The sequence below is a fragment of the Enorma sp. genome, from assembly GCF_982429025.1.
Map to the genome: position 1 here is coordinate 1 of NZ_CEWCAA010000065.1, position 9,198 is coordinate 9,198.

The 9,198-nt window shown below is 62.7% G+C and carries 5 protein-coding genes and 1 tRNA gene; 4 read left to right on the forward strand and 2 right to left on the reverse strand.

Going from position 1 to position 9,198, the window contains the following annotated elements:
• The first annotated feature begins 90 nt into the window (after nt 1–90).
• Entirely contained in the window at nt 91–1,572 is a 1,482-nt protein-coding gene (locus AC1VS5_RS08910; RefSeq protein WP_287748949.1) for a DUF1846 domain-containing protein, read from the forward strand.
• 156 nt (nt 1,573–1,728) lie between these two features.
• Nucleotides 1,729–1,805: transfer RNA gene (locus AC1VS5_RS08915), tRNA-Glu, on the forward strand.
• 115 nt (nt 1,806–1,920) lie between these two features.
• Here the strand turns inward: AC1VS5_RS08915 and AC1VS5_RS08920 are convergent.
• Nucleotides 1,921–3,366, reverse strand: coding sequence for a glutamate-cysteine ligase family protein (locus AC1VS5_RS08920; RefSeq protein ID WP_481218407.1), 1,446 nt, complete (start codon nt 3,364–3,366; stop codon nt 1,921–1,923).
• 272 nt (nt 3,367–3,638) lie between these two features.
• Between AC1VS5_RS08920 and AC1VS5_RS08925 the strand changes: the two genes are divergently transcribed.
• Together AC1VS5_RS08925 and AC1VS5_RS08930 are read left to right on the forward strand one after the other, a co-directional pair.
• Nucleotides 3,639–4,949, forward strand: coding sequence for a lysylphosphatidylglycerol synthase transmembrane domain-containing protein (locus tag AC1VS5_RS08925; RefSeq protein ID WP_022349001.1), 1,311 nt, complete (start codon nt 3,639–3,641; stop codon nt 4,947–4,949).
• A gap of 138 nt (nt 4,950–5,087) precedes the next feature.
• Nucleotides 5,088–6,101 carry an alpha/beta hydrolase gene (locus AC1VS5_RS08930; RefSeq protein WP_481218408.1) on the forward strand — a complete coding sequence of 338 codons (1,014 nt, stop codon included), beginning with the start codon at nt 5,088–5,090 and terminating at the stop codon, nt 6,099–6,101.
• A 123-nt stretch (nt 6,102–6,224) separates the two neighbouring features.
• On the opposite strand, the gene AC1VS5_RS08935 is transcribed toward AC1VS5_RS08930, so the two are convergent.
• Nucleotides 6,225–9,107 (reverse strand): FtsX-like permease family protein, encoded by a 2,883-nt coding sequence (locus tag AC1VS5_RS08935; RefSeq protein ID WP_481218409.1) that lies wholly within the window; start codon nt 9,105–9,107, stop codon nt 6,225–6,227.
• Nucleotides 9,108–9,198 lie beyond the last annotated feature (91 nt).

Below are 9,198 nucleotides of genomic sequence, written 5' to 3' on the forward strand. Positions count from 1 at the left end.
GCGGGGAATGGGGTGCGGGAAGCCGGGGGTGGGTGTACAGACGGGCTCTGGTATGCTGTCGAGGTTACAAACGAGCGATGGGAGCGATGCATGCGCCAAGGATTCGATAACGAGAAGTACATTGAGTTGCAGGCAGGGCAGATCAAGAAGCGGATCGAACAGTTCGGCGGCAAGCTCTACCTCGAATTCGGTGGCAAGCTCTTTGACGACTACCACGCCTCGCGCGTTCTTCCCGGCTTCGAGCCCTCCGCGAAGTTTCGCATGCTCAAGAGCATCTCGCAGGACGTTGAGGTCATCATCGCCATCAATGCGAACGATATCGAGAAGAATAAGGCTCGTGGAGACCTTGGCATCACTTACGATGAGGACGTCTTGCGCCTGGCCGACATCTTCCGCAGCAACGGTCTTCCCGTCGCGGCGGTCGTGCTCACGCAGTATGCGGCGCAGCCCGCTGCCGACGTGTTCCGCCGCCGTCTTGAGATGCTTGGCATTACCTGCAAGCTGCACTATCCCATCGAGGGATATCCCCACGACATCGACCTCATCGTTTCGGAGGAGGGGTACGGCAAAAACGAGTTCGTCGAGACCACGCGCCCGCTTGTCGTGGTGACGGCGCCGGGCCCCGGGTCGGGCAAGCTTGCAACCTGCCTTTCCCAGGTGTACCACGAGCATAGCCGTGGCGTCTCGGTGGGTTATGCGAAGTTCGAGACCTTCCCCGTATGGAACCTTCCGCTTAACCATCCCGTGAACATCGCCTACGAGGCGGCCACCGTGGACCTCGACGATTCGAACATCATCGACTCCTTCCATTTGGACGCCTACGGCGAGACGACGGTGAACTACAACCGCGATGTTGAGGCGTTCCCCGTGGTCAAGGCCCTCATGGAGAAGATTTTGGGGAAGAGCCCCTATCAGAGCCCCACGGATATGGGCGTGAACATGGTGGGGTTCGCCATCGAGGACGACGAGGCATGCCGCGAGGCGGCGCGCATGGAGATCGTGCGCCGTTACTTCTCGGCCGCGGTGAGCGTTAAGCGCACCGGTATGGGCCAGGAGCAGGTGGATAAGCTCAAAGTCATCATGAAGAAGGCGGGGGTCACCAAGGATTACTCGCCTGCGCGATCGGCTGCGCTGCTCAAGGAGGAGACCACGGGCGCTCCGGTTGGTGCGATGGTGCTACCCGACGGGACGGTCGTGACCGGTAAGACCTCGGAGCGTCTCGGTGCTGCAAGCTCGCTTCTCATGAACGCGCTCAAGAGCGTGACCGGCGTCGACATGGAGCTTGAGGTCATCGCAGACGAGGCCATCGAGCCCATCAGCCGGCTCAAGACCGCGCAGCTCGGAAGCAGGAACCCTCGTCTGCACCCCGATGAGACGCTCATCGCGCTTTCGATCACCTCGGCAACGAGCGAGGTGGCGGCTCGTGTGCTCGCGGGCCTGCCGAAGCTCAGGGGTTGCGATGCGTTCTTCTCGGTCATCATCTCCTCGACGGATGAGGCGCTGCTCAAGAAACTCGGCATCAATGTGTGCTGCGAGCCCAAGTACGAGCGCCACACGTTCTACCATCGATAGAGGCCTGCGATCTATCCCATCGTTCCCGCAGGTATCGCACTCATTTCACGAGATGCCCACAACTTTTGAGTTTCCTGGCATTGAGGCTTGCGCGGGCACAGGGGTTCCCGTATTATGTCTACCTGCGCGAGGGCAGCACGCCCCGCGAGCCACAATGGCCCGTTCGTCTAGCGGTTTAGGACGCCGCCCTCTCAAGGCGGAGATCACCAGTTCGAATCTGGTACGGGCTACCAACGATTGCAAAGCCCCAACTTCGGTTGGGGCTTTTTGTTACCGGTGCCGCGCGTTGGCGGTGGGCCAGGACCAATCGGGCGCGCTTTATGCCCCATGGGCCAGGGGCTCCCGATTCTAGTGGACACAACCCAATTCGTTGCCGAGTTCGCGCGCCGTTTCGTCGCGGGGGAGCAGGCGGTTTCCCCAGAGCTGCGCAAGCATCTGGATGCCCTCGAGGTCGAAGGCACTTGCAGGGCCGGTCTCGCGCACCACGGGTACGGTGACGCTGGCGGGTTCATCTTCGTCGATGCCCGTGCATCCGCACCCGAGCGCGACGTTCTCGCATGCGACGGCAACCATGGCATCAACGAGCGCTTCTACGGGCATGCCGTACACCTGGGCATCCCATCCCTGTTCCTCGAGATGCAGGCGCGCCACCACGGCGTCGTTCTCGTCCATGCCGGCAAACCCGTGGGGAAGATAGTCGCGCAGGTGCTCGGCAAGTTTCTGTTCAAGGCACTTATCGTAGAAGAGGGCACCCGTAAAGCTGGTGCAGGCGGCGGCGAGGCGCGGTGGCAGCGAATCCATCTCGCGCAGCTCCACGAACCCTTTGAGGCGCACGTTGGGGAAGACCATTGAAAGCAGGTGCATGAGCTCCGCTGGCTTGAGCGGGCGATTCGACATGATGTCTCGCGTGTAGCAGTCGCCGGTCGAGGTGGTCACGTGCTCGGCATCGGTGAAGAGGATCGGCTTCACGCCCGAGACCCAGAGAATGTAATCTTCGAATGAAAGCCCTTCGATCGCGCCGGGCACGATGCCGCAGCGGTCCACGTCCACATGGTGCCAGATGCGTGAGCGAGCCATGCCGGGGGAGGGCTCGCCGCGGAAGATGGGAGCATTGTCGAACAGGAAAGCGAAGAGCGGCCCCAGAAGCGTCGCCATGCGATAGATGCGTGCCGCATCCCGCTCGTCCTCATAATCGAGTGAAACCTGGGTGGATGCCGTGCAGCGCATCATGTCGCGCGCGTAGCGTCCGCGGCGCGAGAGGTACGCGTCCATATCGCGGTAGCGCTCCTTGGGGATGAGCTCCAAGTCGAGCGGGCTCGAGACGACAGGGTTGTAGCCTATGGGAACGAGGGAGGCATCGAGCCCGATGGCGGCGCAGGCGCGCTCCACCTCGGCATCGAAGGCGCAGATGGCATCATAGAGGGCCTTTACCGAATGAGCGGGGCCGGCCGACACCTCGAGCTGGGCCGCGGGCTCGAGCGATACGGTCACGCCCACGGTCTCGAGCTCGCCGTGGAATGTGTAGTCGAGCCCCAGAAGGTGCCCGTCGATATAGACGAGCTCGCTTTCGCTTCGGCTACGGGCGAGCTCTGCGAGGAGCGCGCCAACACCACGTTCGCCGGCAAAGGGGACCGTTCGCCCCTGATTGTCGATGAGAATGCGCTCCAGCTCGAAGCCGATGCGTTTTCCGGCGGGGTCTTTGTCGCCGTGTTCGAGCACGGCGATCAGAGCCTCGAGGTTCTCGCGAAAGGACCCGGTGAAAGACGGGATATGGCTGCAGGGTTCATGGGACATGCGGTACTCCTCAGTCGCGTTGCTCGCGTGTATCGTACCCCCATTGCCTTGCGGGGAATCACCGCGTTTGCGTGCTCACTCGAAGATTGCTCCGCCAGAGGCTCCTATACGACGCGAATGCTAAAGGTCGGGCTGAGGAATGGAGTTCAGCAGAAGACGTCTAGCCCAAAGGAGGGAGGACGCCGTTGCCGTACAATAGAAGGAATAGGGAGGTGCGCCGCTTTGTGCACCGCCGACGAATGGAAGTCCGCTGCACCGACGTAAGGAGGACCATGTCCGAGTCCCCACATACCGCCCCTAAGCCGCGCGTTGATGCTGCTTCTGCGGGCGGGGACGACCGCAAGGGCGCCCGCCGTGGTGCGATCTTCATCGGGTTCGTTCTCATTGCCTACCTCGTCTACCTCGTGGTGACGGGGCAATTCGCCGAGTTCGTCGAAGCCATGTCGACCGTCCAGGGTTCATGGATCGTGGTCGCGAGCATCTGCATGGTGTTCTACATCATCTTCGGTGTCGTTGCCTACGCGATCGCCGTGTGGCTCGATCCTGAGTCGCCGGTGGGCATTCGCGACCTTATCTCGGTCGAGGCCGCCGGCACGTTTTTCGGCAACCTGACTCCCATGATGGTTGGTGGAACCCCCGCCCAGATCTACCGTCTCACCAAGGCGGGGCAACCGGTGGGCGAGGCCGGCGCGACGCAGTTCACGCGCTACATCGTATTCCAAGTGAGTCTGGTGCTCTGGGCTGCGATTTTGCTCGCGGTGCGCTTGCCGTTCTTCACCTCGCTCTACGGCGACATGACGCTTCTGTGCCTCTTCAGCTTCGGCGGCCATGTGGTGCTGCTCGCAGGGCTCTTCGTGATCTCGCTTTGCCCGCGTTTCGTGATCCGTGTCGCGCATTGGGCCATCGGTCTTGCCGAGCGCGTGGGTGGCGCGAACGACCGCACGCGTGGGTGGCGCACCTATGTGGATACCGAGATCTACTCGTTCTCCGAGCACTTCAAACATGCCGCGGTGCATCTTTCGTCCATGGGCGTCACCTTGGTCGTCACCATGGCGCAGCTCGCTTGCCTGTACATGGTGCCGTATTTCGTGCTGCGCGCATTCGGCAACCATGATGTCGACTTCATCTCCTGCCTTGCGGCGGGAGCCTTCATCCAGCTGCTCTCCTCGGCCGTTCCGCTGCCGGGCGGTACGGGCGGTGCCGAGGGTGGCTTCGCGCTCTTCCTGGGGCACTTCTTCGGCGCTTCCGCCACGGCGGGCTATCTGGTCTGGCGCCTCGTCACGTTCTTCGGTCCTACGATCGCATGCGCGCCGCTCCTTGGCCTGCGCTCGTCTCATCACGCGAGCATTCATGCTCGCTGGGATCGCCTTGTTCACGGCGGGAAGAGTTCTCGCCGTGCGTCGAGGCCCGCGAGGGCTGCGGGCGCCCCTGATGCCCCGCAAGCCAGCGCTGCCGCCCCGTCCGAGGCGCCGTCGCGGCAGGCCGGCCCTTCCCGCCGTCATCGCGGCCAGCGCATCCGCCAGACCTCCGGTGGCATCACGGTTTCGCCGAGTGCGCTCAAGCGCAGGAAGCCGAAGCGCTGATCGCTGCGCTGCCAAAGGTTTCCATTTGATATCCGGCTGACCTCCGTGCAATGTTCTCGATGGACGGGGTACCACGTAGCATGACGATTTCTCATGTCATGCTCTGTAGGCACACGATTGGAAGGCGTTGGGGCATACGTGCTGATTCCGGTTTTCGGGGTGCTTGCCGCAGCTGGTGTGGGCGCTGCGGGCGTTACCGGTAGCGCCCTTTTCGATTTCGCCCTGAACCCGCGCTCCGAGCGTTCCGTGATGGCGCGGCTGCGGGCAGGGGAGACAGAGGGCTTCGATTCCGAGGCGGCTGCATCGGATCCGCGGCGCTTTGAGGCACGGCGGTGGTTCGAGGAATCTAAGCAGAGTGTGCAGATTGAAGCCTCCGACGGCGGTTCTCTTCGGGGGTGGCTGCTGCCCGTCGAGGGCATCCGGGCATCGGATGATGGTCGTGCCCTTGAGTCGCTCGACGGGGCTACAGGGGAGCCCCGAGGCAGGGTGTTCGGCATCCTGTGCCATGGATACAGCGGCCGCCCATCCGACCTGTGCATCGAGGCGCAGATTGCGCACTCGTTTGGCATCACGGTGCTCGCGCCCGCCGCACGCGGTCATGAGCGCAACGACGACCGCTACGTCACGATGGGGTGGCGCGATGCGAAGGACCTGCTTGGATGGATAGACCTTATCCGGGCGTTTGATCCTGCGGCGCGCATCGCGCTCTACGGGGTCTCGATGGGCGGCGCCGAGGTGATGATGGCCTCCGGTCTTGCCTTGCCCCCTAATGTTCGCTGCATTGTCGAAGATTGCGGCTACACGAGCGTGTGGGACGAGTTCTCGGTTCAGATCGGCATGCAGCTCAAGCTGCCCGCGGTGCCCTTGCTCAACGCTGCGAGCGCCGTGTGCCGCGCGCGTGCGGGATACGGGTTCAAGGAGGCTTCGGCGGAGCGCCGCCTGCGCCGGGCTGCGGTGCCCATGCTCTTTATCCATGGGTCGGAAGATCGGTTTGTACCATTCTGGATGCTCGACCGCGTCTATGATGCGTGCACGAGCCCGGTGAAGGAGAAGCTGATCATCGAGGGTGCAGGGCATGGCCTTTCTTCGACCGTGGATCCTGACCGCTATTGGGGCGCCGTCGGCTCCTTTCTTCAGCGCTATCTCTTCTAATGCACGCGCCCGGCCCCGGCATTCTATCCGGGGCCGGGCACGGATTATCGTTGAGTGTGCGCTCGCATCGGAGGCGATCTTGGTGCCGAGCGACTTGCCTTGCGCCCGCACGCTAGATGGCTGCTAGACGGTGTCTTCGCGCAGGGCTTCGACAACGCTTGCGGTGCGGGTGCGGCGGAGCGCATACATCACGCTCGCGACGATGACCGCAATGACCACGACAACGGCGATGCCGATCTGTATCCAGGGCAGGTGGAATTCATAGGTCGAGTACGAGAGCATCATGGATTGGTAGAGCCCCCAGGAAACAAGCAGGGCGAGGGCGGAGCCGATCAGGAAACCGCGCACCGCGTAGCTTGCGCATTCGTAGGCGATCATGCGACGGAAGGCTCGGTTGCCCATGCCGACGGATTTGAGCATCGCGAACTCGCGCTGGCGAAGGATGAGGGCGTTTGCGAGCGTATTGAAGACGTTTGCCACCGCGATGAGCCCCGTGATGACGGCGAAGCAGTAGATGAAGGTGTTGACCGTGGTAGCCATGAGGCGCGCTTGGAGCTTGCCCTGGGCGACGTTCGTATACGTGATGTCAAGCTCGGGATAGTCCTCGGCAATCGATTCGAGCGTCTCTTGGGCTTGCGTGGCGGCTGCGGCGTCGCCGCCCGTGTCGAAGGACATGCTCGCCCGCAGGTATCCCGTGTTCGCAGAGAGGTCGATGGCGGAGGCGGGCAAGATGAGCTGGAGCGTACCGGAGGAGCTTACGCATACAGGACGGGTGTTGGCAAGCGCGCCCACCTCGATCTCCTGTGTGTTCGCGACCGCTTCGTCATAGGGCAGGTAGACCGGATTGCCTTCGTTGTCGTAATACAGGGCGCGCAGTCCACCTGCGGGATCGTCTTCTATGCTGGAAACGAAATGCCCGTTAAGGTCGGCAAACTCAAGGGATTCGATCGTTCCCGTGGCTTTGAACGGTTGGTAGTTGCCGTATGTCTCTCCGTTGTTGACATCGTAGGAATTCACCGCGATAGCGAGCGGGCGGGCGGAGTCGCAGAACGTGGCGCGGTCAAGTCCGAGCGAGTCTACGTAGGCTTCCCACGTTGCCTCATCGACGAAGTTTACATAGGCGGACCCATACCATGAGCCGTTCGCGAGGAGCGGTGCGCTTCCGTCGAGGCCCATGATGCCATCGTTCAGCATACCCGCAGGGATGAACGCGTCGGCGACATAGCTTGTCATGTATCCATTGGGCGTTACCCCATCAACGGACTGCACGTCCGCATAGAAGCGCGAGAGGGCGTCCTGCATGCCGGGACCATCGACCTTGCCGTCCGCAAGCGCGAGCGACTGGTCGGCGCCGGCGCCGGTCACATCTATATAGAGCAGCAGGTCTTGACCTTCCATGGTGTCGACGGTCGTACCGCTTGCATAGCTCATGACATCGGCGATGGAGCCGGACGTGATGAGGAGGGCAACCGAGACGGCGAGGGCGGCTACGGTGACGCGTCCCTTCGAGGAGGCGCGGGTAAGATTTTTATGGGCGATGAATCCCGGGATGCCGAAGATGCGGCCCGCGAGGCCGAGCGAGCGCTCGGTGGTTTCGGACGTGCTGCGCCGGGCGGCTTTTCGCTGCGCGCGCCGCGCTCGCCGAGTAAGGTGCACGTCTTGTGTTTGGCGGATGGCGTCTACAGCCGAGACGCGGCTGGCACGGATGGCGGGAATCCATGCGCTTACCAGGAGCGTGACGAGGCCGAGCACTGCGGCTATGCCAAGTGCCACGGGGCTTACGATCACGCTCGCCTGGGTCCCACCGGAAAGCGCTGCGATGCCCTCGCCAAGAAGGCCGAACACTACGAAGCATCCGGCGACACCGAGGGCGATTCCCACCGGGATGCCAATTCCACCGATGGCAAGCGCTTCGATGAGCACCGTGCGGCGGAGCTGCCGGCGGCTGGCGCCTAGGCTCGAAAGGAGGCCGAACTGCCGCGTGCGCTCGGCCACCGAAATGGCGAAGCTGTTGTAGACGAGCGAGACGCCTGCTACCACCACGACTGCGGCCAGGATGCCGGCGATTTGGTAGAGCGTGTTCCAGATGGCCGTGTCGGGCGTAACTCCCATCCAGCGGATGAGGGAGGAATGGACTGTTGACGCACCATCGGTGGTCCGTTCGTGCACATTGACGATCTCGTCGGCGAGGGGCTCTGCGTCTGCGGGGTTCGCGGTGCGGAAGATCGCTCCCGCCCAGGTGGCGGCGGAATCGTCGGTGATCGCGCGGTCGACGGCGCTGCCATCGTCGTAGACGTAGGCGATGTTTCCTTGGAGCGAATAGAGGCTTGAGTAACCGTAGGCGCGGTAGAAGCCCACGACGGTTCCTTCGATGTGTCCGAGGTCCGCCTCGTATGTCTCGGTCTGAGCGGTCTCGTCGATGTAATCGCCGCGTATCGCGGTCGCCGTGACGCTTGCTCCGTCTTCCCGGTTGGTGACCGTGCGCGTGCCCAAATCGAGCGTGATGCGGCTTCCGACCTCAATCGGGCCGCCATCTGCTGCGGTCAGGCCGCACGGGGCGAGCTCGGCGTTCTGAAGCGGGTGGGGGAGCAAGATCTCCCCCGGGGCCTCGGGCGCGCGGCCGGCAACGATCTCTGGCGTTGAGATGAGGGGCTCGCTCGTATCTAGATCATGCGGCCACGTCTTTGCGTACAGGTATTTTCCGAAGATGTCCGAGTTATCCTCGCCGAGCGAGATGGTGCCCATGTCGGCGATAACAGTGAGGTCGGTGACTTCTTGATCGTTCTGCAAACGCTCGAGGTCTTCCGCTGTGATACCGGCGGCTTCCGCGTACCACCAACCCTCATCGGACGCGGTGCGCTCGATGAGCATGTTCGTGAGCGATACGACGCTGGTGAGCACGGCGGTGATGAGCGCAACGGAAAGCGCCACGCCGATGATCGATACGATGGTGCGCGTGCGATTGCGTTTGAGCGAACGCAGTGCGAAGCGAGAAAAGATGCTCATCTTAGCGCACCCCCGAGACACTTGTGCCAGGTACAACTGTCTCATGGGCAGCGGGTGAGACACTTGTGCCAGGTACAACTGTCTCATGCGC